The organism is Sabulicella glaciei, assembly GCF_026183895.1.
Taxonomy (GTDB): Bacteria; Pseudomonadota; Alphaproteobacteria; order Acetobacterales; family Acetobacteraceae; genus Roseococcus; species Roseococcus glaciei.
Map to the genome: position 1 here is coordinate 58,166 of NZ_JAPFQI010000020.1, position 23,983 is coordinate 82,148.

20 protein-coding genes and 1 pseudogene are annotated in these 23,983 nt (G+C 63.4%); 18 read left to right on the top strand and 3 right to left on the bottom strand.

Annotated features, from left to right (window positions below; all coding sequences use genetic code 11):
* The 3 genes from OF850_RS19015 to OF850_RS19025 are packed head-to-tail and all read right to left on the bottom strand — an operon-like array spanning position 1 to position 7,228.
* Positions 1 to 2,820 carry a DUF1156 domain-containing protein gene (locus OF850_RS19015; RefSeq protein ID WP_301591913.1) on the bottom strand — a complete coding sequence of 940 codons (2,820 nt, stop codon included), beginning with the start codon at positions 2,818 to 2,820 and terminating at the stop codon, positions 1 to 3.
* Complete coding sequence (locus OF850_RS19020) at positions 2,817 to 6,326, bottom strand: helicase-related protein (protein WP_301591914.1); 3,510 nt, start codon at positions 6,324 to 6,326, stop codon at positions 2,817 to 2,819. Before OF850_RS19020 ends, OF850_RS19015 begins: the two co-directional genes overlap by 4 nt.
* The gene (locus OF850_RS19025) at positions 6,326 to 7,228 is read right to left on the bottom strand and encodes a WYL domain-containing protein (RefSeq protein ID WP_301591915.1); all 903 of its coding nucleotides are present in this window, start codon (positions 7,226 to 7,228) and stop codon (positions 6,326 to 6,328) included. Before OF850_RS19025 ends, OF850_RS19020 begins: the two co-directional genes overlap by 1 nt.
* Before the next feature lie 202 nt (positions 7,229 to 7,430).
* Between OF850_RS19025 and OF850_RS19030 the strand changes: the two genes are divergently transcribed.
* From OF850_RS19030 to OF850_RS19115, 18 genes and pseudogenes are all read left to right on the top strand, one after another.
* The gene (locus OF850_RS19030) at positions 7,431 to 8,561 is read left to right on the top strand and encodes a ComEC/Rec2 family competence protein (RefSeq protein WP_301591916.1); all 1,131 of its coding nucleotides are present in this window, start codon (positions 7,431 to 7,433) and stop codon (positions 8,559 to 8,561) included.
* A complete protein-coding gene (locus OF850_RS19035; RefSeq protein ID WP_301591917.1) occupies positions 8,561 to 10,846 on the top strand; it encodes a ThiF family adenylyltransferase in 2,286 nt (761 codons plus the stop codon). Before OF850_RS19030 ends, OF850_RS19035 begins: the two co-directional genes overlap by 1 nt.
* Before the next feature lie 2 nt (positions 10,847 to 10,848).
* Entirely contained in the window at positions 10,849 to 12,078 is a 1,230-nt protein-coding gene (locus OF850_RS19040; RefSeq protein ID WP_301591918.1) for a patatin-like phospholipase family protein, read from the top strand.
* Positions 12,075 to 12,998, top strand: coding sequence for a phage exclusion protein Lit family protein (locus OF850_RS19045; RefSeq protein ID WP_301591919.1), 924 nt, complete (start codon positions 12,075 to 12,077; stop codon positions 12,996 to 12,998). Before OF850_RS19040 ends, OF850_RS19045 begins: the two co-directional genes overlap by 4 nt.
* A gap of 380 nt (positions 12,999 to 13,378) precedes the next feature.
* Entirely contained in the window at positions 13,379 to 13,780 is a 402-nt protein-coding gene (locus OF850_RS19050) for an ArdC-like ssDNA-binding domain-containing protein (RefSeq protein ID WP_301591920.1), read from the top strand.
* 140 nt (positions 13,781 to 13,920) lie between these two features.
* Positions 13,921 to 15,192, top strand: coding sequence for an IS21 family transposase (gene istA / locus OF850_RS19055; RefSeq protein WP_301591921.1), 1,272 nt, complete (start codon positions 13,921 to 13,923; stop codon positions 15,190 to 15,192).
* On the top strand, positions 15,189 to 16,046 hold the full coding sequence (gene istB / locus OF850_RS19060; RefSeq protein WP_301591922.1) for an IS21-like element helper ATPase IstB: 858 nt from the start codon (positions 15,189 to 15,191) through the stop codon (positions 16,044 to 16,046). The genes istA and istB overlap by 4 nt, the downstream gene beginning before the upstream one ends.
* Before the next feature lie 109 nt (positions 16,047 to 16,155).
* Positions 16,156 to 16,509, top strand: coding sequence for a transposase (locus OF850_RS19065; protein WP_301591923.1), 354 nt, complete (start codon positions 16,156 to 16,158; stop codon positions 16,507 to 16,509).
* Positions 16,485 to 17,036 (top strand): annotated as a pseudogene (locus OF850_RS19070) (IS3 family transposase); the annotation flags it as partial. The gene OF850_RS19065 and the pseudogene OF850_RS19070, both read left to right, overlap by 25 nt.
* Before the next feature lie 36 nt (positions 17,037 to 17,072).
* Positions 17,073 to 17,309, top strand: a complete 237-nt coding sequence (locus OF850_RS19075; RefSeq protein ID WP_301591924.1) for an integrase core domain-containing protein — start codon at positions 17,073 to 17,075, stop codon at positions 17,307 to 17,309.
* Positions 17,310 to 17,415: 106 nt separating this feature from the next.
* Complete coding sequence (locus OF850_RS19080; RefSeq protein ID WP_301591925.1) at positions 17,416 to 17,877, top strand: ArdC family protein; 462 nt, start codon at positions 17,416 to 17,418, stop codon at positions 17,875 to 17,877.
* Positions 17,874 to 18,539: a hypothetical protein gene (locus OF850_RS19085; protein WP_301591926.1), complete on the top strand. Its 666-nt coding sequence runs from the start codon at positions 17,874 to 17,876 to the stop codon at positions 18,537 to 18,539. Before OF850_RS19080 ends, OF850_RS19085 begins: the two co-directional genes overlap by 4 nt.
* Before the next feature lies 1 nt (position 18,540).
* A complete protein-coding gene (locus OF850_RS19090; protein WP_301591927.1) occupies positions 18,541 to 19,152 on the top strand; it encodes a hypothetical protein in 612 nt (203 codons plus the stop codon).
* Positions 19,152 to 19,517 carry an ankyrin repeat domain-containing protein gene (locus tag OF850_RS19095; protein WP_301591928.1) on the top strand — a complete coding sequence of 122 codons (366 nt, stop codon included), beginning with the start codon at positions 19,152 to 19,154 and terminating at the stop codon, positions 19,515 to 19,517. Before OF850_RS19090 ends, OF850_RS19095 begins: the two co-directional genes overlap by 1 nt.
* A gap of 578 nt (positions 19,518 to 20,095) precedes the next feature.
* Positions 20,096 to 20,449, top strand: coding sequence for a plasmid mobilization protein (locus OF850_RS19100; RefSeq protein ID WP_301591929.1), 354 nt, complete (start codon positions 20,096 to 20,098; stop codon positions 20,447 to 20,449).
* Positions 20,446 to 22,056 (top strand): relaxase/mobilization nuclease domain-containing protein, encoded by a 1,611-nt coding sequence (locus OF850_RS19105; RefSeq protein ID WP_301591930.1) that lies wholly within the window; start codon positions 20,446 to 20,448, stop codon positions 22,054 to 22,056. The genes OF850_RS19100 and OF850_RS19105 overlap by 4 nt, the downstream gene beginning before the upstream one ends.
* Before the next feature lie 165 nt (positions 22,057 to 22,221).
* The gene (locus tag OF850_RS19110; protein WP_301591931.1) at positions 22,222 to 22,557 is read left to right on the top strand and encodes a helix-turn-helix transcriptional regulator; all 336 of its coding nucleotides are present in this window, start codon (positions 22,222 to 22,224) and stop codon (positions 22,555 to 22,557) included.
* 31 nt (positions 22,558 to 22,588) lie between these two features.
* Positions 22,589 to 23,860: a type II toxin-antitoxin system HipA family toxin gene (locus tag OF850_RS19115; protein ID WP_301591932.1), complete on the top strand. Its 1,272-nt coding sequence runs from the start codon at positions 22,589 to 22,591 to the stop codon at positions 23,858 to 23,860.
* Positions 23,861 to 23,983 lie beyond the last annotated feature (123 nt).

Here is a 23,983-nt window from a genome sequence, read left to right on the forward strand (position 1 = left end):
TCAGAAATTCATAGCGACTTGGCGGTCGCCGCTCACGTCGTGGATTGCCGCTGCTTGCCGGCTCAACTCAGTCCAGTCTGCGATCAGCGCGTTGTAGGCTGTCGCCTCCTTGGCGTCCTGACGTTTGTTTGCGCAGATGTCGTAGAGGCAGTAAGCGAGGTCCTTGACCGCTTCGGCCTTGTCGCCGATCTTCTTTAGTAGAAGCGCTGTACCGTCCGCGAGACCGTCTTTTTCGTGATGCCGCACGAGATGCTGTAGGCACTCCCAGATTGTCAGGTGCCCATCTGTTGCTGGGTCCCATCCCTCTTCAAGTTCGTCTCGCCGTCGGATGCGTACCTTTCCCGCTTGACTTTCGACGATCCCGGCATGTTTCACGCTCTCCACCGATATTCCGCGTGCGTTGGCGATATTGTTCGCGGTTCCGTATTCGCCCGCTCTCAGCCCATTCTGCTCAAACCATGTGATGGCGAAGCGGGTGTCTGGATCGAACTCGCCCTGAATGCCGCCAAGGTATTCGTCCAACTCGCGGTTGATTAGCTGCAAGGCAGCTTTGACGGACATCGGGCTGTCATCGCTCTCCAAGACCGCCTTATAGCGACTGTAGATACCCATGCCGGGACCGATGGCTGACTGTGGCATGTCGGCTGGAGCGATGTTCGCCGCCTGCAACTCAGCGAGCGCTGGGGGTAGTTCGCGCTTCAGAGCCCTGATGAACTCCGCACGGGTCACGACCTCAGCGGTAGGTTCCTTCTTCCGGCAGACGAGGACCACCGAGTTGGCGAGCGCGTTCGTGCCTGACGCAATCATGCGATTGGCCATTTCGGTTCGCAGCGGCCACGTCCCTACAACCGCGTACCCCGCCTCAACTACTGCCTGTAAGAAGGTTGCCCAACCCGTCGAGCTAATACCCTCCTGATCGATTTCGCTTTGCTTGAAAGCATAGTAGATTGTGGCCGGAAATCCTTCATTCGAATGTGTGGCCATGTTGCGTACTGCCCGCCGCATGCCAGCTAGAAAGAACGAGTCAGCCGCCTCTTGGCCGCCGTGACGATATCGAGTTGCTACAAGTTCTTCTGACTTTGGTGTCGACAGTACGCTAAGAACCTCAGGCTCCACCTTGCGAAGTGCCTTCCTCAGCCAGACGTAGAAAAAATCCGACAAATCTGCGTATTCAATGTTGTCGTAATACGGAGGATCTGTCGAAATCACTGACCCTGCTGGATATGTAACAGTCTGTGCATCCGCGTTTCTCAGCGTGCCAGCTTCCGATGGAACAAATCTCTCAACGACCCTTATGATGCTGCCTAGACTGGTCCTGAAGTCTCCGGCAGCATCACCGAAAGCGTTATTCTCGCCGAAGTCCCACATCATGGGAATAGCTTGTCGCCCAAACAGATTCCGCACCTGAGTCTTCGATGACTCCCATCGACAGAGAGAATTCTGAATGTCCGATAGACGGCTGACTCCGAAGCTTAGGTATACTGATACCGCTTCAGCGTACGCGAGAGCTCCTGTTCCTCCATCACGGAGTGGCACTTCGTCCAATTCGAGTCCCGCCGCTTGGGCGTCCCTCATAATGATCTCTTGAACTTCGGACACTAAGTCCGAGTACGTTCCCAAGGCCACTAGCTGCCTATCGGTGAAGTAGTCTCTGAATGTCTTGAACCCATAGCGGCGCCCCTGAGCATTGCTAGCGAATGTCCCTCGGCAGGGAACTTCCAGCATGTCAAAGCTCATCGACTCGAGCTTTTCTCGAACCATATGAGAAACGTGTGTTGTATCAACCAATGACGGCTCGACAAAAACCCTAGAGCGTTTGGTATCGGCTACTACCGCGATCAGTGTGACGCCCAGCTTTCCCGCATCCGCAGCTTTGTCCACGTAGTCCCCAGATATCGCAGCATCCGAAAGCAAACACCGAAACGTCGCGTATCCTGCTTTCGTCCCATCCTTTGCCTTTTCTATTTCTGACTTAGTTCCGCCCTTACGAATGCGATATGAGATGGTCTTGGAACTCTTATCAACAATAGGCTGAATCCAAGCTTCATTACCTGCCTTTGAGCTGAGTAGGAAACTGGAAGCGATTGGGACTTGCACATCTGAAAACGCCGGATCTGGGCTCGGCACTGTACGAGCCCAGATCCACGCAATGACGGTCGCTACTCCGCCGCCATACTCGGTCGGCAGCTGCACTGTGGGATACAGGTGGCCGATCCGCTCCCGGGCGCGCTCGCGCATCCATTCGCCGTAGTATCTGATATCCTCGGCGAGGCCTTCGGCATTGCGATAGTGATTTCGCTCTCGGATACCAGGATGAACCGGCCCGCTGTCTTTGAACCGAGGTGGGATCTCGATCATGGCCTTCCCGATCATGACCGCAACCGGGTTTAGATCTGACCCGAATGCGGGCAGTCCCAGTCGTTGGGCCTCGAGCGGAATCGAGCCGCCCCCAGAGAACGGGTCATAGACGGGCGGAAGCACACCACCGCAGCTTCTTCTGATTTCAGCTCTGGCGCGTTCGAGGACCTCTTCGTTAGTTGAGTTTTCCCATTTGACGAGGTCCTCAATGATGCTGAACAGCCTTTTCCGCTCCGCGTCCTGGTCCTCTTGGGTCGGAAATTCTTCTGGATAGCCCGAGGGGTCGTCAACAAGCTGAGCAAACAAAACTGCGCGGCACGCAGCTAGAGGGCGGCGCGCCCACCACAAGTGCAGTGTCGAAGGGTGGCCGAAGCGAATTGATTTTTCTTTTGCTGCTGCAGAATTTATCGCCTCAAGCGGTATTGCAACTTCGATCAATTTCTTTTTGTAGGCGTGGGTCATGCGGGATGCTCCGCCCGCTCGAGCAGGCTCTTAAGGTTGACTTGGAGGGCGGTGACGCCGAATTCGGGTTCCTGTGAGAACGGGCGGCGGACGTAGCGGGGCTCGCGCGCGTAGCCGTTTTCGACCTGAACGATGGCGAGTATGAACTTCTCGGGCTCATGCAGGGAGGTGATGACCTCCTGGCGGGTGACCATGATGGTGTCTGCACCAACGATCCGTCCTTTGACCTCGATGAAGCGCAGGTGCTGTGAGGTCGGGCTGTAGGAGGCGATGTCGTAGCCGATCTTCTGCGCGGAAACGTCCGTTGGGACGTTGCCAAGCTCCTTCTCTGCGGCCATCACCGCCTCCATTGCGGCAAGCTCGATCTCACGGCGGGCGACCGGGTCTTCCGAGAAGCCGGATGTGATGCCGTTCGTGGCATGTTTCGCTTGGCGTGCCTCTAGCAGCCCCCGCGGAATCACCACCATGCCGCCGCGTACGCGGGGTGGCTGCGAGCTGATGAATTTCTCTTCCTCGAGCTGGGCCTGACGGGTCTTCAAGCGTTCGGCCAGGTCCTCGGCACGGCGCTGCGCGTTCTGCCAGTTCAGGCGTGTCTTCTTGCCCGCCTTCTCCTCCTCCTTGAGTTCGAAGGCGCGGCTGTCCCAGAAATTGATCTCTTTCTTAAGGCGGGCCTTCACCTCGCGCTCGACTTTTTCGATCTCGGGCAGCCTGCGTGCTTTCACTTCCGCGACATGGCCCTGCGCGAGCTCGACCGTGGCGAACCGGACCGCCGTCCGTTCAAGGTCGGAGCGCAGCCAGTCCTCATCGAGGAGGTCCTGAACGAGCGAGACTTCATCGGCTTCGGCGGGCCGCAGGTTGAGGTGCGGGGCGATGCCGGCGTTCGTGGTCTGGCCGCTCTTGTCGATGGCGGCGAACTGGAGCTTCTGCGAAATAACGTGCGGGTTTCCGGTGCTCGTGCGGCGACCGTCCTGGACGCTGTGCTCCAGCAGGAAGATAGCCGAGAGCTCCTGACCTGCGTCGGTGTCATCGATGAGGATGGCCCCCTGCTTCATGAGCTGCTCGTAATCCTCGCGGACGATGCCGATCACGGCTTCGAGCAGGGGGTGGCCGGGGCAGACGAAGGTCGCCACCGGCTGCTGATTGATGCAGCTCTTCTCGAAGCATATCCGCTCGTACTTCTTCTGAATCGGCGCGCCGGTGCCGCTCTGCCGGTCGCGCTCACGGATGCGCACGGGGACGTGGGTGATCTCCCAGCGGCCTTCTTCGCGCTTCTTGAGCCTGCCCCCGAGTTGCTGGAAGGCCTCGACGAAGAAGCTCTGGATGTGGTGCGGCTGCAGGCGCTGCGCTTCGGCCCGTTCCATCTCGAGCCGGAGCTCGTGGACCTTCGCTTCCGGCATCGTGTCATTGGTGAGGGAGCGACGCTTCAAGAGCTCCAGCAAGTGGTTCTGATCTACCGCACCATCGACCTGCTTGAAGAGTCGTGCCTTTACGTCCTCCTGCTCGCCATACTGGATGGCTTCGAAGAGGAGGTCCTTGAGCGCAACGCCGTCGAACAGCTCGCCCAGCACGTCGTATACGCGGCCGCCCAGCGCTTCGCGCGCGGCTTCGAGCTTTTCGAGCAGGCGGGCATAGACCTCACCCTCGCGCGTGTCGGCGGCGACGATATTCCAGAGGTGGCAGACTTCAGTCTGACCGATCCGGTGGATACGGCCAAAGCGCTGCTCGATCTTGTTGGGGTTCCAGGGCAGGTCGTAGTTGACCATCAGATGCCCGCGCTGGAGGTTCACGCCTTCGCCCGCCGCATCGTTGGCAATAAGCACAAGCATGTCGCGGTCCTGCATGAACCGCTCGATCACCTTGCGCCGCTCTTCGCGGGTGACGCCGCCATGGATGACGTCGACCGCTTCCGGGTTGCCGAGCCGGGACCGGACCTTGTCGAGCAGGTAGTGCAGCGTGTCCTTGGGCTCGGTGAAGATGATGAGCTTGCGGCGGTTGCCGTCCTTGTCGATCATCAGATCGTCATCAAGAATCTTGTTGAGCTGCGACCACTTGGTGTCCTCGCCGGAGCGCAGGACTTCGAGGGCCATATGCTCAAGGCCCTTTAGCGTCTCAACCTCGATGGCAAGCTGCTCGACCGTCTCGGCGGTGGTCGCGCCGGTGGAGATCAGGTCCTCAAGCTCGTCAATCTCTTCCTGTCCATATTCTTCGAGGTTCCGGAGCACCTCGCTGCTCACAGCAGGCTGACCCAGATCGGCCTTGTAGCCCTTGGCGGCGAGGCGCGCTTCGGCAAGTTCGTTTTCGAGGCGTTCGCGCCGGCGTTTGAGCGACTGGTAGATAGCGGCGGGCGAGGAGGCGAGCCGCCGCTGCAGAATCTGCAGCGCGAAGCCGACATTGTTGCGCTTCTTGCCGTCGCCCTCGGCGAAGCGCTGGACGCGGTTCATCTCGGTACGCACATAGTCCGTGACGGCCGTATAGAGCGCTGCCTCCTTCGGAGAGAGCGCGTACTTGACGGTGTAGGCGCGGCGCTCGGGGAAGAGCGGGCGGCCATCGAAGCGCAGGAGCTCTTCCTTGGTCAGACGGCGCATCATGTCGGCCGTATCGGCATAGTGGACGCCGTCGCGGAACCGTCCTTCGAACCGGTCGCCGTCGAGGAGCGCCATGAAGAGCTGGAAGTCCTCCTCCTTGCCGTTATGCGGCGTTGCCGACATCAGAAGGAGGTGGCGGCAAATCTGCCCGAGGCGCTGCCCGACCTGGTAGCGCTTCGTGTATTTGACGTCGCCGCCGAAATAGGTCGCCGACATGCGGTGCGCTTCGTCGCAGATGATGAGGTCCCACTCCTGCGACTTGATGAGCTTCTCCTGAAGCTCCTCATTGCGGGCGAGAACATCGAGCCGGACGATCAGCCGGTTGCGGTCATTGAACGGGTTGCCCGAGCGGGAGGTCTCGATCATGTCCCGCGTCAGGATATCGAACTCGAGACTGAACTTTTCGCCGAGCTCGTCCTGCCACTGCTCGACAAGGCTGCCAGGGGCGACCACAAGGCAGCGCTCGAGATCGCTGCGCGCGATCAGCTCCTTCATCAGCAGCCCTGCCATGATGGTCTTGCCCGCGCCCGGATCGTCGGCGAGCAGGAAGCGCAGGGGCTGCCGCGGCAGCATTTCGCCATACACCGCCGAAATCTGATGCGGCATCGGATCGACGAGGCTCGTATGGATAGCGAGATAAGGATCGAAATAGTGGGCGAGTTTGATGCGGTTGGCTTCGGTTACGAGACGCAGGAGCGCGCCGTCGGCATCGAAGGACCAGGGCCTGCCTCTGGCATCGAGCTCGAGCCGGTGCTCGTCGTCGCGATAGAGCGTGCTCTCGGAAACCGAGCCGTTCTGGTCACGGAATACGACATTGAGGGCCTGGTCGCCGATCCAGTCCACCGATACGATCTGGACGGTCTGGTTCGGCGCGATCCCCCGCACCACCGCACCGTTGCGTATGTGCTCAAGTGTAACCATTACTCGCCCCCAGCCGGCGCCGGAATATTGCGGCTTACTTCCTGCGACATGTTCGATTTCTCAAGAGCAATTAGCACTTCTGCTTTGTTTATAGCAACTATATGTTGCCGCCTGGGGTCTTCTTTTTCGGGATTAGATAGTAATCCGAGGCGCTTCAGGACGTAAAACAACATGGCATACCGGACAGGAAGAACTGCGGTACCGTCATCCATGCAGTAATCTTTGGCGACAACTATTTTCTGGCTTTCTGTCAAATCGGGGTGCGGTCCGATAATTACATCGAAATAATTGTTCCAGAGCCAATCCGATTCGGCATTCGCGCCTGGCTTGCCTTTGCTGCGTATGTCCAGAATACGCGGCAGCAGAAAATCTTTGAACTTGTGCTCCATGTGACAGTAGGCGCGCGCGTGCCAGCGGAAGCCGTCATAGCCAAAGGCATGAGGCGTGATCCGCCGCCAGATCGGGTCAGGCCGCTGCCTGTTCATGGATTGATAGAGGACCTCAACCGAGCCCTTGCTGCGCACCGCGTCCAAGATGCGGCGCAGGACCTCGATATCGATGTCACGTCTGGGCGTCAGCGCAGCATCGGCCTGTGGCAGCCGTGCTATCCAGGACTCGTGAGGCGCTGCAGAGCCTTCTGCGACGGCACGCAGCTGCCCCAGGTACACGTAGGGATCGGGGTTGATGAAGCGCAGGACGAACTTGTCCGCCGCGATGTAGCGCTTGCTCCGGTTGTCGTACTCCGTGTTTCCCGGCGCGCGCTCTTGATACAGGGTCAGGTCCTTCGAGGCCTGCGGGACCGAGACGCCGAAGAACTCCACCAGGTCGGCTCGATTGATCGACCCCTCCCAGAACAGGCGAAACTCAATGAATTCAAGCCTTTGCTCGACGCCCCAGCGCATTCTCTCTCCCGCCGCATGCGGATAATAACTATACGCTCTTGACAGGAGCGCGTTTATTTTATATACGCGTTCCTGTCCGGCGTCAACAGGAACGTAGTAAGTGCTGACCGCTTGGCACCCGACTGCGCGCCCTGGGTACTCGGCCGGGACTGGTTCACGATCTGTTCTAAACCGGCTGATTTTCCCACAAAAGGAGGGGGCCATGACTGCAAAAATTCACTTCTTCCCGCTCGGCAACGCCGACACGCTGCGCCTGGACCTTGCGGATGGACGCAAGGTGCTGGTCGACTACGCGAATATGCGCTGCGCCGACGATGACGATGACCTGCGCTGCGACCTGCCCGGAGAGCTGCGGCGCGATCTGGCCAAGACGCGGCGGAATCACTTCGACGCCGTCTGCATCACGCATCTCGACGATGATCACTGCAGGGGCTTTGGCGAGTTCTTCTGGCTTGAACATGCCAAGGCGTACCAGGATGACGAGCGCGTCCGGATTACCGAGCTCTGGGTGCCGGCCGCGGCGATCTGCGAAGAAGGCCTTGACGGGGACGCACGGCTGGTCCGCGCGGAAGCCCGCCATCGCCTGAAGCAGGGAAAGGGGATCAGGGTGTTCTCGCGTCCTGATCGACTCAAGGGTTGGTTCGAGAAGAACGGCATCGATTTCGAGAGCCGCAAGCACCTGATCGTCGACGCCGGCAAACTGGTGCCCGGTTACACCAAGGAAGGTGCGGCCCAGGCCGAGTTCTTCGTCCACAGCCCGTTCGGGTGGCGGCAGAACGAGCAGACCGTGATCGACCGCAACCAGGATTCCATCGTGATGCAGGTCACCTTCCGCGAGGGCGGCGGCGACACCTACGCGTTGCTCGGCTCGGATGTCGACTACGAGAGCCTGTCCGCGATCGTGCAGGTCACCCGCAAGAAGGGCAACTCCGACCGCCTCTTGTGGGACCTGATGAAGCTGCCGCACCACTGCTCTTACCTCTCGGTCGGCCCTGACCGGGGGACGGACGAAACCAGGGCCCATCCCGACGTGAAATGGCTCTTCGAGACGCAGGGGCGGCAGGGCGGCATCATCGTGTCGCCGAGCTGGCCCATTCCCGCTAAGGGGACGAAGGAGGATGACGACGTGCAGCCGCCGCACCGGCAGGCAGCCAACCACCATCGCCGCGTGACCCGTAATCTCGGGGGCCAGTTCACGGTGACGATGGAGAACCCTTCGAAGGCGCGACCGGCGCCGTTCGGCTATGAGATCACCGCCTACGGGATCGCAGCCATCGTAGCGGCCCCGATGGTCAGCACCTACGCAGCAGCCAGCACACCGCGGGCTGGCTGATGACCGTCGACAGCTGGCTGTCCACCTTTAGCGAGACTTTCGACGGCTCGGGCTTTCGCATTGCGGAAGCCCGGGCGGTCGCGGAGTTCATGCGCCGTTACGGGGCGCCTGCGGGCTCGTTCGTCGAAGGGCGACGGCGCGGCGATCAGGAGCTCGTCATCCTCGACCTCTTGACCGCGGCCCCACAGCGTCCCGTCTATCCGATCCGTCCCGCCGAGCGGATCGGCATCCTTTTCGCGCGCGAGAATGCCCAGCCCTTTGTCACGATGCTGCGGGACGATTTTCCGGACACAGAGCACCAACAGCTTGTGCCGGAGGGCATGCCGGCGGCGATCTGCATCGACGACCGGCCGTGGGCTGAAGCGCGGCTTACCTGGACCCCGGCTGAATTGGTCGAGCGCGTCCTTAAATGGTTTCGCCGTGCAGGCCGCGGCGAACTGCACGACGCCCGCCAGCCGCTCGATCCTGTCTTGATCGGCAGCCAGCTCAGCTTCTTTATTGCGGGCTCGGTGCTGGATGCGGGTACCCCGCAGGATCTCATTGCCGAGCACGATCCGGGCGACGGTACCATTCTCTGCGTGCGCCCGGCACAGCAGGGCAAACTTGGATCGGCCGAGCCCTTCTCCATCGCCACCTACAAAGTGCCCGGCGAACGCATGAAGCGCCTGACGTTCGCGCCCCATACGCTGGCGAGCCTCGGGGCTATGCTGGCCGAGCGCGGGATCGATCTATTCGCTGATCTCAGGACACGGCTCGGCGGCTGGATCGCCGAAGGGCCTGCGGCTGCGTGGCGCCTGAACGGCCGCTTTGCCGTCATTGTTGAAATGCCGATCGTATCGCCACGGGGGGTACAGCAGGACGGGCTCGACCACCGGGCCTTCGTCACGGCGCACAGCGCAGGCGACATCGCCGTTGCCCTCGGTATCGCGCAGCAATCGATGGGCATGGGCGCAGTCGGCTATGTCAAGAGGTTCGGCGCGGCGGCTCCAGACGAGACGGCCATTGCCGCTATCGAGGTGCAATCCGCAGAGGTGTATCTTGCGTTCGAGCCGGACTTCGCGGCGCGGCTTGCTGGCCGCAGCGCGCCTGATGACCGGAGTGTTGTCCTGGTTGGCGCGGGCGCCATCGGCTCGCATGTTGCCGATGACCTTGCGCGCGAGGGACGCTTTCGGTGGACGGTGATCGATGATGACCGGCTCCTGCCGCACAATCTTGCGCGTCACGTTGCGCGCGGCGACGCGGTGACCCGCCCCAAGGCGAGAATTCTCGCGGATCATATCAATCTTACGCTCACCGGCCCGGCTCGCGCGAGCGCAATCGCTGCCAATCTGTTCGCTAACGGAGACGACAGCGCCGCGATTGAAGAAGCGCTGCGAAGCGCAGATATCGTCATCGATGCAACGGCTTCGGTGCTTGCCGCACGGCATCTTTCGGATCACCAGACGCAGGCGCGACGAGCCTGCGTGTTCTTCAATCCTGCGGGCACCGGTGCTGTGCTACTCGCGGAACCGGCGGACCGCGCTCTTACGCTGCGTGATCTTGAAGCTCAATATCACGGGCTTGTCTTGCGAACTGAGCGCCTTGCCGATCACCTTGGCCAGCCCGCAGAGACGGTCGCCTACACTGGCGCATGCCGCGCGATCACGAACCGGATTCCGCAGTCGCGGGCATCGATCCTGAGCGGCCTGGCGGGCTCTGGCCTTGCTGCCGCTATCGACAGCGAAGCGGCAGTAGTTTGTATCTGGTCCCTTACGCCGGATGGCGGTGTGACGGTCGACACGACGGCGCCTCAAACAGTGACGCGCTTCCGGGCCGGCGAATGGGAAATTGCTTTCGACGCCGGGCTGGTAGCGCGCCTTCACGAGATGAGGGACGCACGCCTCCCTTCGGAGACCGGGGGTGTACTATTCGGCATCGTCGACATCCCCGCCAAGCACATTCACATAGTCGAAGCGTCCGCTGCCCCGCCCGATAGCACTGAACAGCCGGGCAGCTTCGTTCGCGGGGTGGCCGGCGTCGAGGAAATGATGGAGAGCGTGCGGCGGCGCACGGCGGGGCAAGTGCGCTATGTCGGCGAGTGGCATTCTCACCCGCCGCGCTCGTCCGCAAGGCCCAGCGCCGTCGACGGGGAACAGATTGACTGGCTCGCCGCGCTCATGGGTATGGACTCGATGCCGGCGCTGATGGTGATCGCAGCTGAGCGAGAGCTTGCCGTGATCTTCGCCGACCAGCATGCGGAGCCCTTGCCGCCGCTCTGCGTAGACGCCGCCCGAAGGGAGAGATGAAGATGGCCGATCACAAGATTGGACTTGCTCTCTCGGGCGGCGGTTCCCGCGCCATTGCGTTTCATCTTGGTTGTTTGCGTGCCTTGCACAATCTGGGAATACTCGAACGGGTGAAGATACTCTCGACCGTGTCCGGGGGCAGCGTGATCGGCGCCATCTACGCCGCGAACGACGAGCCGTTTCCAATGTTCGAGGCGCGGGTCCGCTCGCTACTTTCGACCGGCCTGGTGCGTCCTGCGCTCCGTGTGGCTTTTTCAACACTGGAAGGCGCGAAGGCGCTTTTCTGTAGCCTGGTTATTGGCGCGGCAAATATCCTGTTCGTTGCGCTCACATGGCTGCTCTGGTTCGGCTGGTTGCTCATTCCCGGTCGAATTCGCCCCAAATGGCGGAGTGAAACCTGGCACTTGCCATTCCGGCGCTTCGCCAGTCGGACGACGATCTTGCGGCGGGCGGTCGACAAAGAGCTGTTCAGGGGCAAGAGCCTTCGCGATCTCCGGGGTCGCGCGCCACTGCTCGTGATCAATGCCGCCGAACTCCGCACCGGATCGGCTTTCTACTTCACCCCAAATCACTCCGGCTCCTGGCGGCTTGGCCGTCTCGCTACGCCGGACGTGACGCTCGCCCACGCAGTTACGGCGTCGGCCGCCTATCCTATGTTTCTGCCGGCGCTCGATGAAGAACTTCCGTTCGACAAGCGCGACGGTGCGCGCCGCAGCGAACGGGTCACCCTGACTGACGGCGGCGTTTACGACAATCTTGGCCTTGCGCCCCTATGGCCGGATCGCGATCCGTCGATAAGCCTCAACGTCGAGCCGGTAGACACAATCATATGCTGCCGCGCGGGGTACGGGCTGCGCCACGATCCGCCCAGCCAGTTCATGATCGCGCGGCTGAAGAGCGCGATCGCCTGCATTCACGACCGGGCTCAGAACGCGGCGATGAAGCGCCTGTTCGAATTGCGCGAATCCGGGAGGTTGCGCAGCGTCATTCTTCCCTACCTTGGGCAGGACGACAGCAGGCTGAAGTACAAGCCGGACGACCTTGTGACGAGGGGAGAGTCCTACGCGTACCCGACCGACTTCTGCGCGATGAGCGAGGACTGGATCGAGCGACTGAGCCGACGCGGAGAACAGCTAACCTATGCGCTTATCAAGGAGCACGCTCCCGAGCTTGTCTCGCCGGTTGCCACACCTCCCGAGGCTGCGTCAGTCGGTCAAGGGGGATCTGTATGAGCGAAGGCCAGGTTACACCCAGGCAAGCCGTGATAGCCCTGATGAAAGGGGCGGTTCCCGAACGTGCCGATGATATCGACTCGCTATGGGCCAGGTACGACCCGGACGTGGTGCTGAGCGACGACAGCAGGCACATCACGCTGAACGCCTGCAAGGAGCGCATCACCGTTTCTGCGAAAACGATGGACGTGTTCTGGCTCATCGGATTCAGCGGCTGGCGGGCCATCGAATGCTATTCGCCGCATGTTGTGATTTCCGCGGCAGGAGGCGGGACTGTCGCCGATCTTATGCGTGCCGACGAGGAGCTTGGCGAAGTCGAGCGAGCCTACAAGGAACGGATTGCCGCGGTGCAGGACCTGATCGCCGCACCCGACGCAACCTCTTCGCCCTGGCCACCTGATCTTCCGCGCCCGTCAGCGGATCGCGAGGCTATGGAGGACATGCAGTACAAGTCAGCGTTCGACCTTAGCTGCCTTGCTGCCGCGTTTACTTACTTTCACGAGTTCCGGCACGTCATGTTGGACCGCGATAACGAACGGCCCGGCGATCTCCGCGAGGAAGAAATGGCGTGTGATGTCTGGGCTCGTTCATTCCTGACCGCGCATCTTGCCCAATACGCCCTGAAAAATGGGCACATCTATCAGGATGTGCTGCGCAAGCGGTCGATGGGTCTCGCGGTTGCCGCTCTGATCCTGCACGAGATCACGCCGTTGTGGGAGCAGGGCGGAAACTGCCAGTATTTTTCGCTCGCGGATCGCCTGCACGCGCTGCTCGATAATACGCCGTTGCCCGCAAACGACCATTTCTGGATATTCGCCGCCTCGTTGCTGATCGGTATCCTGCGCCAGCGGCATATTGCGATCAATGCGCCCCAGAGCGGAGCCCGCGAACTCGCGCTGTACCTTCTCGCAAAGCCTTAGATTAACGCAGCAGCTCGAGCTGCCTCCTCGTCTCGGCGCGTCCGGCTTCGCCGCACCGGGCTCTACTCGCTGCGCTCGCGGAGCCGCCTGCGGCCGTCTCCGCCATGCGGTGACGATCCCTCGCGCGATCAGACAATGACAGCCTCCCGCTGACGCTTTCTTTTCTTTCGATTGGGGCCTGCGGCCCCTTCCTCCGTCAAGGCCAAGCCCTCCGCTGCGCTGCGGGCGTCCCCGGCGGTATCCCCGGCCTTCCTCCCTTCGGTCGTGCAGGCCGGGTGATCCCCCTCCGCCGGAGACGGCCCTGACGGCCTCCCCCCGCTCATTGGCGCGGGCCTAGTCCGGTTGCATGCACAACCGCCTTCAAGACTAGGAGAAAGAAAGTGAAAACAGACGTTTACGAGAGGATCACAGGCAGGATCGTGGCCGAACTGGAGCAGGGCGTCAGGCCGTGGCTCAAGCCGTGGAGCGTGGAGCATGCCGCCGGGCGGATCACGAGGCCGCTGCGCTTCAACGGTATGCCCTATCAGGGGATCAATGTCCTGATGCTGTGGGGTGAGTCCGTGGCGAAGGGCTTTGCCGCGCCGATCTGGATGACCTTCAAACAGGCGCAGGAGATGGGCGGGCATGTCCGCAAGGGCGAGCATGGCAGCCTTGTCGTCTATGCCGACCGGATCAGGAGAACCGAGCGCGACGAGGCGACCGGCGAGGAGGCCGAGCGCGAAATCCCGTTCCTCAAAGGCTACACCGTCTTCAATGTGGAGCAGGTCGAGGGACTGCTGTAGCGGCTGGGTGAATTCTCTCCGGAAGTGCTGGCTGAAAATTCCTCAGTTCAGCGCGACTGCCCGCACCCGGGGGCGAGCCCCCGGGCGCGGGCGGCGCCGGCCATGCGCCAGGATGCCGACCGGCATCATGGGAGCAGCCGGTGGTCACCCTTGGGGAGCTCGTCATGTTCCTGGATCTCGCCCGGCAGGGCCTGAGCGTCTCGGCTATCGCGCGCCGCACCGGCCGCGACCGCAAGACCATCCGCAGCTACATCGCCCGCGGCCTCGAGCCGCCGGCCTATAAGCCCCGCGAACCGGCGCCTTCGCCACTGGCGCCCTTTGAGGCTTTCCTGCGCGAGCGGGTCGGCCGCTTCCCTGACCTGACTGGCCGACGCCTGTGGCGTGAGGTCCGCGATTTGGGCTTTGCCGGCGGCTACTCCACCGTGACCGACTTCCTGCGCACCCTCCGACCGCCTGCCGCTCCCGCCTTTGAACGGCGCTTCGAGACCCCGCCGGGGCGCCAGGCACAAGTCGACTTCGCCCACTTCCGGGTCCGCTTCGAGGACGAGCCCGGTGCCGAACGCATCGTCTGGCTGTTCTCCCTCGTTCTCGGCCATAGCCGCCTGATGTGGGCCCGCTTCGTCGCCCAGCAGGACCTCGCCACCGTGCTCCGCTGCCACATCGCCGCCTTCCAGGCGATCGGCGGCGTGCCGGAGGAGATCCTCTACGACCGCATGCGCACCGCCGTCCTTGGCGAGGTCGACAATCGCGGCATCGTCTACAACGACAAGCTCCTCGGTCTCGCCGCGCATTACGGCTTCGTGCCAAAAGCCTGCCGCCCCTACAGGGCCAAGACCAAGGGCAAGGCCGAGAGGCCGTTCCGCTACGTCCGCGAGGACTTCTTCCTTGCCCGGAGCTTCCGCAACCTCGAGGACATGAACGCGCAGTTCGCCCAATGGCTCGACCAGGTCGCCAACCGCCGTCTGCATGGCACCACGGGGCGCATCGTCATCGAGCACTTCGCCGATGAGCGGCCCACCCTCAAGGGTCTGCCGGCTGGACCATTCAACGCCGTCATCCGCCTCGAACGGCGCATCTCGCACGAGGGCATGATCTCGGTCGGCGGCAATCTCTATTCCGTCCCCGACGGCACGCGGCGCCGCCCCGTCGAGGTCCAGGTCACCGCCTCCGAGGTCCACATCCTGGAGGATGGCCGGCTCGTCGCCGCGCATCCCGTGCTCGAGGGCCGCGGCCGGCGTCGCATCGCCGAGGGCCATCGCAGCCTGCCGCCACCACACAACAGCACCACGACCCGCGCAGGTGCCGTGGCATCGCCCCCAGCACCCGCCGCGGCCGCCGGCGTGGCCCCTCGTTCGCTGGCCATCTACGAGGCAATCGGCCGCCGCCTCGCCGCCGGGGAGCCGGCGCGATGACGGCCGCCCCTGCCACCCTCGACCGCATCCGCCGCCATCTGGTCGGCCTCAGGATGCCACGCTCCCTCGAGGTGCTGGAGCACCTCCTGCGCCAGCTCGAGCGCGGCGAGATCTCCGCCCTCGAGGCGATCGACCAGTTGCTCGACGAGGAACTCAGCCTGCGCGAGGGGCGCCGCGTCAAGGCGGCCCTCAAGATGGGCCGGCTGCTGAACATCAAGACGCTCGCCGGGTTCGACTTCTCGTTCCAGCCCTCCCTCGACCGCAACCGCATCCTCACCCTCGCCGGCCTCGACTTCGTCAGCCGCCACGAGGTGCTGCACTTCCTCGGCCAGCCAGGCTGCGGCAAGACGCACCTCGCCATCGCGCTGGCCGTCGAAGCCGTGCAGGCAGGTCGCAGCGTCTACTTCACCACGCTGGCCGAACTCATCGGATCGCTCGCCAAGGCCGAGCGCGAGGGCACGCTCCGCGAGCGCATCCGGTTCCTCTGCCGGCCGCAGCTGCTGGTGGTCGACGAGATCGACTACCTGCCCGTCATCGCCGGCGGCGGAAACCTGTTCTTTCAGCTGGTCAATGCCCGCTACGAGCGTGGCGCGATGATCCTCACCTCCAACCGCGGCTTTGCTGAATGGGGCGAGGTGTTCGGCGACACCGTTGTCGCCACAGCGCTGCTCGACCGCCTCCTCCACCACGCCATCGTCGTGCGCATCGAGGGCGCCAGCTATCGCCTCCGCCGCCACGCCGACCTGCTGCCCGACAGCTCAGCCGCACAATCCACTCATCAGCCCGAACTGGCACCGCGTCGGCGCGGGCGGCCACCTAAGCTCCGAACGGGCAACCTCAGCGCCGCGACATAGCCACCAGCCGAAGTGGGGAATTTTCAGCCAGCGCTTGGAGTGACCCCTTTCGGGTGGACAGGTTGAGCGTCGAGGATTGACAGTTCTCCCGGGCCATCGGGGATCGACCATGGCACGGCATCGCACCTACCCCATCGCGTTCAAGCGGCAGCTGGCGCAGGAGTTCCTTGCGGGCGGGACCTCGCTCCACGGCCTCGCCCGTCGTCACGATGTTTGCCGCAACCTCATCCGGATCTGGGTCGAGAAGTACGAGAAGGGCGAGTTTGACGACGAGGCGGAGGCGGCAAACCTCCTCGAACTTTACGAGGCCCGGATCGCCGCACTCGAGCGAATGGTCGGGCGCCTAGCCCTCGAGAACGAGCTGCTAAAGGGGGCCTCGGCCACCTCACGCCGGCCGAGCGCCGCGACGCCCTCCGTCGTCACCGGCCCCGCGGTCTTTCCATCGCCGAAGGATGCCGTGTGATGGGGGTGCCACGCAGCTCTTTTTATCGCGACAGCCGAGCGGTGGTCGACGACACCGCGCTCGTCGAGCGGCTGCATGTTCTCGCCGAGGAGTGGCCACGCTACGGATACCGGCGGATGGCCGCGCAGCTCCGGGCCGAGGGGATCCCGATCAACCGAAAGCGCGTGGCCCGGCTGATGCGGCGGCACGGCCTGTGCGTGCAGCCGAGGCGGCGCTACGTCGTCACGACCGACAGCGCGCACGACGGGCCGATCTTTCCGAACCTCGCCAGGACGATGGCGCCGGACGGCCCCGATCAGCTGTGGGTCGCCGATATCACGTATATCGGCTTGACCTCAGGCGCCTTTGTTTATCTCGCGATCGTCCTCGACGCCTGGTCGCGTCGGGTGGTGGGTTATGGGCTGGCGCGTTTCATCGACGCGAGGCTGACGCTCGCCGCGCTGCAGGCGGCGATCGTGACACGCCGGCCGCCCGCAGGCTGCGTGCATCACTCGGACCGTGGGTGTCAGTATGCTGCGGAGCGGTAACGGGCGCTGCTGACCGAGCACGGCCTGGTCGGCTCCATGGGACGGCGCGGCAACCCGTACGACAACGCCAAGGCGGAGAGCTTCATGAAGACGCTGAAGGTGGAGGCGGTGTACCGGACGGAGTATAAGAGCTTCGAGGAGGTCGCGGCTGATCTGCCGCGGTTCCTCGAGGCGATCTACAACGAGCGGCGACTGCATTCGGCGCTAGGCTACCGCAGCCCCGCCGAGTTTGAACGGCAACACGCCCAGGAGGGGGTCAAAACCCCGGCGTAGAACTGTCCCGCCCTCAGGGGTCACTCCACGCTTTTGAGGAACTCGGCCTCAGCATTGACAACTGCCGCAGCACTTCTATGGGCTCGCGGAACCCCGGCTCGATCCTGTGCAGCGCAATGCGCTGGCGGATGAGTTCTTCGCGGCAGTGAGTGCCGATGTGCGGCACGGCGGAGACCGGGCTTACTACACCATGGCCGAAGACCGGGTGCAGATGCCGCCCTTCGAGGCCTTCCGCGATGCGGAGAGCAATTACGCGACGCTCGCGCATGAGCTCACGCACTGGACGCGGCACCCTTCGCGGCTAAAGCGGGATTTTGGCCGCAAGCGCTGGGGCGATGAAGGCTATGCGATGGAGGAGCTCGTCGCCGAGCTTGGCGCAGCCTTCCTGTCCGCTGATCTCGATCTCACCCCGGAGCCCCGCGAGGATCACGCCGCCTATATCGGCTCATGGCTGGAGGTACTGAAGAACGACAAGCGGGCGATCTTTACCGCCGCGTCTCACGCGCAGCGCGCTGCCGATTACCTGAACGGGCTGCAAGCCTCGCAACTCGCGGAGGCCGCAGAATGAGCAGGGCGCAGGATCAGGGCGGGCAGCTCGGCTTTGACGCCTTGCTGTCCGCAGCTTCGGAAGAGAACCGCAAGCGCAAGGTGGAGCGGGAAACCGCCCACCTGCCGGGGACGATGGCGGAGGCGATCCCGTTCTATCGCCTCCTGATCCGGCAGCATCATGCGGCGATGTTCGCCGCCGATGTCGATGCGGCGATGGGCTTGCGCAAGGAGGCCGAACGGCTCGCGTTGCGCCTCAATGACGGCGAGCCGGGCATCCTCGCGGGCGAGGATGCGCCGGGCTGCGTGCTGGCGCGGGAGACCGCCGCCGCGCCGGGTGCGGTGCCGCTCTGGGGACAGGAAGGCGAATTCACCATCGAGGTTTGCGGGATGCGCGTGCGCATCGAGATGGACGGCATGTTCGGGATCGGCTGCGGCTTTGGCTACTGGCCCGGCTTTGCCGCGCGCGCGGTCGATCATCTCCGCCCGTTCATCAGCGAGACGGGATACCGGAGCTTTCTTGGCATCCATGCCGATCCCGCGCCGGGACTGACGCCGGACATGTTCGCGGCGAAGGTCATTGCCGGGCACATCAGAGGAGAGTTCAAGGGAAAGCTGCGCACCATCGAGCCGCGCTATCGCAAAGACGCGGTGGCGCAGCCCGAGCCGTGCGGGGCGGGATAGGGTGGTCCCGCCGCGCCACCGCGAAATCCCGCTCGCGACGTTGCAGCGCTTCATCACCGGCGCGCACCGCACGCAGGATCACCATGTCGCCGTATGTCATGCCTTCGTGCGCGAGCTGCCGTGGTACGGGGAAGGCCGGGATATCGCGCAGTTCGGCAGCGCCCTCTTCACCTTCCTGCAAGGGCACGCGGAAGCGGGCGACCGGGAAGAATTGACGGCCCGGCTCACTGCCGAGTTTGCAGGCTCCTATGAGTCGGCAAGCTCAAGGCTCACGCTGACAGCGGTGGAGCGGCAGCCTTATCTGCACGCCCACGAGCTGGGGACCTGCCTGCTGGCGTCCGATCAGGAGTCCGGGCGGGAGGGCGACGAGCTTGCCGTGCGCCGCCGCTCCCGCGAAGGCGTGATGGTTCTGAGCGCTTCCGGAATTTACGTCGTCTTGCGCGATGGCCTCACCCGTCAGCTCAGGATCATCCACCTGATGAAGCGGGCCGCGTCCCCGGACGAGGAGGGCGTACTTGCAGGCGAAGCCTATCAACCAGCCTTCATGGATGGCATGCGCCCTATCCAGGAGCGCGTGCGGTTCGTCGCGGCGGCAGCGCGGGAGCACGCCTGATGCCGACCAAACTTGACGACCTGAGGCAATTAGGCGTCGCCCAGCCGGATGCGCGCCTTGCCGACCTTGAGCTTCTTCTTGCCGCCGATGCTCACAGCGTCAACGGCATCCGCACCGCGCTCCAGAAGGGCGCGAACATCGATGCAAGGCACCCCGATATGGGGATATCCGCACTGCACATCGCCATCGGGAATAATGACCTGGCCCTGTGCCGCTTCCTCATCGAGGAGTGTAGTGCACGGTTCTTCCCGGACAAGTTCGGGCGCTGGCCGACGCTGATTGCCGCTGAGTGTCACGCAGACGAGACACTCTCCGATTACATCGTGGAACAGGAAGCCCTGTTCCTGCGGCAAAACCCCTCCTGAAAAAAGTGCCGCTCGCACAAGCCCATCGGCTCGGGCGAGTGTCCATGTAAAACGCCGTGACCAGTATTTGACCAACGAGGCTAAGTGCTGATAATCTCTTGTCGTTCCTGCCTTGTATCTGCCCGTTAAGGATGGTTAAAGCTTCCTTAATCTTGAGAGCCGATAATAGAGAGAATAGGTCGTTAGAGCCGGATACAAGATGTGCGCGGGGTCCCCGCGCCATCTTGGCAAGGGGGCGCTAAAGCCGCCCCCCGTTGCATCCCCCCGGCGTCGGCTGATCCGGGCATCGAGCCCATCCCAGCCGAGCGCACCGTTTCGCCGGTGCATCACGACCAAAGAGCCTTCGTGCCCTTTGGAAACCGGACCGGGAGACTTCGCTCTCCCTGGACCCATCGACCGTGGGCTTTCGCGCCCCCGGACCCACGACCGGTGTTTCGGCACCGGCTTCGACCTAGGGAGACTTCGGCTCTCCCTGTGGAACCCATCGACCAGGGCTTTCGCGCCCTGGAGGACGACCAGCGTTCCGGCGCTGGACCACGGGCAGGGAGCGTCCCTGCCGCGGCAACCGGAGAGAGGAGATGTCAGGCAGCGGCAGCGAGACGAGGCAGCGCCAGATCACACTGAAGGCGCGCTTCACCGACGAGGAAGCCGCTCTGATTACAGAGCAGGCGAACCGGGCCGCTGTGTCTGTTGCCTCTCTTATCCGCTATGCCGTGCTGGGCCAGCCGCCGCTGCGCGCGAGCCGCCAGCCCACCATCAATGAAGAAATGGCCGCCCATCTTATCGGCAAAATGGGGCAGCTCGCCTCTGCGCTGCGCTCGTGCGCAGACGCAGGCAATCCGGGAAAAACCGATGCCCGGATCGAGGCGGCCCACCGCGATCTTGCCGAGATGCGCGCCGCGCTCTTTCAGGCGCTGGGGAGGGAGCCGTGATCCTGAAAGGCAACCAGCGCGGCAACGGCGCGGACCTCGCCATCCACCTGATGAATTCGTTCGACAACGAGTCCATCGAGGTGGCGGAAGTGTATGGCGCGGTTGCGGACGACCTGCTCGGCGCGTTCGCGGAATTCGAGGCGGTGTCGCTCGGCACCCGCGCGCGCGAGTATCTCTACAGCCTCTCGATCAGTCCGCCGTCACCGCTCACGCGCGAACAGTATTTCGAGGCCATCGGCATGATCGAGGGGCGGCTCGGCCTCGCCGGGCAGCCGCGCGCCGTCGTCTTCCATGTGAAGGACGGGCGCGAGCATGCGCACGTCGTCTGGTCGCGCATCAATCTTGAAAAGATGCGCGCGGTGCACATGGCGCACGACCGCAGAAAGCTCATGGATATGGCGGTCGCGCTCTCACGCAAATTCGGTCTTTCCATGCCGCCGGGCCTCAAGGCCTGGGAGGAGAAGCACAAGTACGAAAAGGAGAAGCTCGAAGCGACGCTCGCCGAGAAGGCGCAGGCGGAGGCGACCGGCATCGCGCCCGAGGAGCGGCGCGCCGAAATCACGGCGGCTTACGAAGCATCGGATACCGCCGAGGCGCTCCGGGCCGCGCTCGAGCAGAAGGGCTATGTGCTCGCCAAGGGAGACCGTCGCAGTCTCGTGGTCGTGGATAAATTCGGCGAGGTGCACAGCCTCACGCGGTACATCAAAGGCCACAAGGCGAGCGCGGTTAAGGAGCGGCTCGCCGCCCTTCGTCCCGAGGAACTGCCGAGCGTCGATGAGGCAAGGGAGCTGGTGCGTAAGCACGCGGAGGCGCTTGAGGAGCGGCAGCGCGAGCAGCGGCATGATCGGGAACGCGAGCAGGAGCGTCAGAGCGCGCGGCAGCGGCTGGAGGAGTTGCGACGGCAGGCGGAAAGCAAGCTCGCGAGGAAAATGGCGGCAAGGCGGCTCGCGCTGCAACAGGCCGCGCAGGAACTGCTCGTCCGGCAGCAAGCCGAAAAGCTCGCGCTGCATGCGGCGCAGAGGACCGAGAGCAGGGGCTTCCTGTTCCGGGTGCGCAGCGCGGTCGCGGACCTGCTTTCCCGCACGCCGGGCCTGCGCTCGGTCCTCTCTCATCTCCAGAAGATGACCCACCTCGATCCCAAGGAGCGGCATCGCCTCGAAGACGGTGCGCTCTCGCGCCGTCATGCGCGCGAGAAGCTGGAAATCGAGAGGCTCCGGCGCCTGCATGCGCGCCTCGATACGCGCGAGCGGGCATCGCTCGAGAAGGCCATGCGTAAGGCGGAGCGGCTTGAGGAGGCGGCGAGCCTCGCGTTGGTGCGCGATGCGGAACAGACGCGCAGCGCGGACGACATGGCGATGCAGGACTTCTATGACGCAGCTCGCGATCAGGGCTTCTGGAAGAAACAGGAGTTCGCGGAAGGCGATTTGCGGGAGCGTTTTAATGATGCTGCCGACTTCGCGCATGGGGCGGATGAGGCCGACGAGGGCGATGACGGCTACGCGCCGGACCTGCGAAACGAGGCCGACGATGATGACGACGACGATGGCGGGCCGCCCCGTCACAGACACCGCCGCCGCAAGGGCTATGGGTACAGGAGGGACGACTAACAGCTCGGGTTCGGTCGCTGTGACCCATGTATGATCCCAATCTGGATGATTTGGAGTTTATATGATCCATTCCTTGACTAATGCACTCCGTAGAGTGTAGAATGACCTATATACGAGCCAAATCATAGTGATATGGCTCATGCAGGGGTCAATTGGTGTTGTGAGATGCCGACGACGAAGCGGACATATTCCCGCTACGGGCTGGAGGGGCTTGCCTTGCTGGGCAAGATGATCCGGCTCGGGCGCATGCAGCGCAGGCTGACGGCGCAGGAGCTCGCCGAGCGGATCGGCGTGTCCCGCAGCACGCTCCAGCGTATCGAGAAGGGCGACCCCAAGGTCGAGGTGGGCCTGATGTTCGAGGCTGCCGCCATCGTCGGCGTCAAGCTGTTCGATGCGGACGAGAAGGGCATCACCGCCCTTGCGGCTCGCACGGATGACCGTATCGCCGTGCTGCCCAAGCACATCTACAAAGCCGGTAAACAGGTCGACGATGACTTCTAGGGTCCCCAAGTATGACGAGGCCTTCGTCTGGGTGTGGCTCCCGGGAGCGGCCGAGCCCGTCGTTGCCGGACGGCTGCATGCCCATGACGGCATCGTCACCTTCAACTACGGGAGAAGCTATCGCGAGCGGCGCGGCGCGATCCCGCTCTATCTCCCCGAACTGCCGCTGCAAGCGGGTGAGCTTCCCCTTCTTGCCGGGCTGACCATGCCGGGCTGCATCCGCGATGCCGCGCCCGATGCCTGGGGACGGCGCGTGATCCTCAATCGCAAGTTCGGGGTCAAAGGGGATGAAGTCGCCGAGCTCGATCTCTCGGAACTCACCTTCCTGCTGGAATCCGGCTCGGACCGGATCGGCGCGCTCGATTTTCAGTTTTCGGCGAGCGTCTATGAGCCGCGCGCGCCGATCAATGCGACGCTCGAAGAACTGATCGAGTCCGCCGAGCGGGTTGAAAAGGGAATCCCGCTCTCGCCCGACCTCGACCAGGCGCTCCACCACGGAAGCTCGATTGGCGGAGCCCGCCCGAAGGCGCTGATCGAGGACGGCGCGGTCAAGCACGTTGCCAAGTTCTCCTCCTCTTCAGACCTCTACAGTGTCGTCAAAGGCGAGTTCATCGCCATGCGCCTTGCCACCCTTTGCGGCATCAATGCTGCGCCGGTTTCGCTGGTGCGGGCGGCTGGCAAGGACGTGCTGCTCGTCGAGCGGTTCGACCGGGTACGTGCCAACGGCGGCTGGCACCGCAGGTCGATGGTCTCGGCCCTGACCATGCTCGGCCTCGATGAGATGATGGCGCGCTATGCGAGCTACGAGGATTTCGCGGAGATCGTCCGTCACCGGTTCACGAACCCCGCCGCCACGCTGCGCGAGCTCTTTGCCCGCATCGTGTTCAACATCCTCTGCGGTAACACCGACGATCATGCCCGCAACCATGCGGCATTCTGGGATGGAGAGGCGCTCACCCTCACTCCGGCCTATGACATCTGTCCGCAGGGGCGCGCCGGTCAGGAAGCGACCCAGGCGATGCTCATCACCGGCGACAACCGCATGAGCCGGATCGCCACCTGCCTTGCGGCCGCCCATCACTTCCTGCTCTCGGAGCCGGAGGCGCTCGCGCTAATCGGGGAGCAGTTGACCTGCATCGGTCAGAACTGGACGCTCGTCTGTGAGGAGGCGGCGCTGAGTGAGGCCGACCGTAACCTGCTCTGGGGGCGGCAGTTCCTTAATCCTTACGCGTTCACAGCACTTCAAGGGGATGCGCTCGCGCTCAAAGTCCTGGCGGATGAGCTACGCGGCAACGTCGGTTGAAGATGATGTCAAGCGACACCGGAAACGCCCCCCTTGTCGCCATGAAATCTCCCCCCTGTTTTAGGTCTTCACTGCCGCGGGCTCTGGCGTGGTGCTCCGGAGCAGGCCCGAGCGGCGCTTCTC